At 36.6% G+C, this 1,801-nt stretch carries 1 protein-coding gene; it reads right to left on the bottom strand.

Going from position 1 to position 1,801, the window contains the following annotated elements; all coding sequences use genetic code 11:
* The coding region (locus tag BUE08_RS01885; RefSeq protein ID WP_286680218.1) for a type I restriction-modification system subunit M at positions 1 to 1,523 on the bottom strand (1,523 nt) is incomplete at its 3' end.
* Positions 1,524 to 1,801 lie beyond the last annotated feature (278 nt).

The raw sequence follows: 1,801 nt of genomic DNA, 5'->3' as shown, positions 1-1,801 counted from the left end.
GCACCTTTTTTCTTAGATTCGGCAAGTTTTTGAAAGTTTCTCTCGTTATAGAGGTTATTTATTCTATCATCAGTTACTTGAAAGTTTAGTCTTAAAGGTCTTTCTACGACTATCTTCCGGTAGCCAAAGTCTTCGTTGTCAAAAATTTTGCAGTATTCGTTTTCCTTAAATTCTCCGTATATCCGCGTAATTTCCTCTATCTGTTCTTCGCTGATTTCATTTCTCTTGTTGCCGAGGCTTTTTTTCATCTTCTGGTAAAAGTCTACTGCATTTACCAGCTGTATTTTCCCTATTCTTACAGGGCCTTTCATCAAATCATTGTTTTTGCGGTTGGTTACTATCCAAATATAGGTAGAAATGCCTGTATTATAAAACAGCTGGTCAGGTAGAGCAATAATTCCTTCCAGCATATCATTTTCAATTATCCAACGCCTTATTTCTGATTCCCCCGAACCTGCATCTCCTGTGAATAAGGGCGAACCATTGAATATAATGGCAATACGGCTGCCCTTTTCGTCTTGTTTCATCTTCGATATTAAATGCTGCAGGAACAAAAGAGAACCATCTGATATCCTGGGAAGACCTGCGCCAAATCTGCCGTTAAATCCTTCTTTTTCATATTCTTCGCGGATAAACTTTTCTGCTTTCTTCCATTCTACCCCAAAAGGGGGATTTGTCAGCATATATCTAAATGTTTTATCCTTGTGCCCATCTTCCGTAAAACTGTCACCTAAAATAATGTTGTCTGCATCCTGCCCCTTTATGAGCATATCAGATTTGCAAATACTGTAGGATTGCGGATTTATCTCTTGACCGAATAATTCCACCTGTATGCCCGGGTTTAGTTCTTTCAAATATTGCTCGGCAACTGAGAGCATACCGCCGGTACCGGCACAACAGTCATAGACAGTTACGACAAGACCCGGAGTTGTTAAACTTTCCTTATCCTCATTTAAAAGTATATTTACCATAAGCCTTATAACTTCTCGAGGCGTATAATGATCGCCGGCTTCAGCGTGTTCAGAAAATCTTCTTATAAGTTCCTCGAATATATAGCCCATCTCCGTATTGCTTACCACATCGGGATGTAAATCTATCTTGTTAAATTCAGATACAATAAGATAAAGCAGGTTATTATCATTAAGTTTTGTAATCTGCTTGTCAAAATCAAAATATTCTATGATTTCTCTGGCATTCTTTGAAAAACCGTTGATATAGTTTCTTAAATTGCTTGCGATGTTATCAGGGTCTGCCAGTAATTTTTCAAAATCATATTTGCTTGTATTGTTGAATTTCTGTTTCGATATTTTATTCAAAACAGGGTCCATATTTTGAAGTCCTGTTTTCTTTAAAGCTTCATACTCTGTCAATACTTCTTCCTTAGTTTCTGCCAAAACACAATCGAATCTTCTAAGAACAGCCATCGGGAGAATTACGTCTCCATACTGCTCTTTTTTGTAAGGACCTCTTAAAAGCTCTGCTATGCTCCATATAAAATTAACCTTGTCTTGAAAGTTGGTCAAATATATCACTCCTGCTGCATGTATTATAAATTTTTTAAATCTAACTTTTATCAGATTTAATATCGTATGTACAAAATTATACCAAGCCATATGTTAATATTCTATATTTATTTCGGTTTTCCTTTGTTTCGGGTATCTTGCGGAGAATTTTCCACATAAAAAGCACCTAGAAAGTAAAATTGTTTACTTCGAGGTGCTCATAAAATCCACTTTCTTTCTATATTTCTATGGCAGAGGTGAAATAGCAGCAGGACAAAGGTCAGCAGGGCTAGGATATC

The organism is Tepidanaerobacter sp. EBM-49, assembly GCF_001896645.1.
Classification (GTDB): Bacteria; Bacillota; Thermosediminibacteria; order Thermosediminibacterales; family Tepidanaerobacteraceae; genus Tepidanaerobacter; species Tepidanaerobacter syntrophicus.
This window is presented reverse-complemented; position numbering and strand designations above follow the sequence as displayed.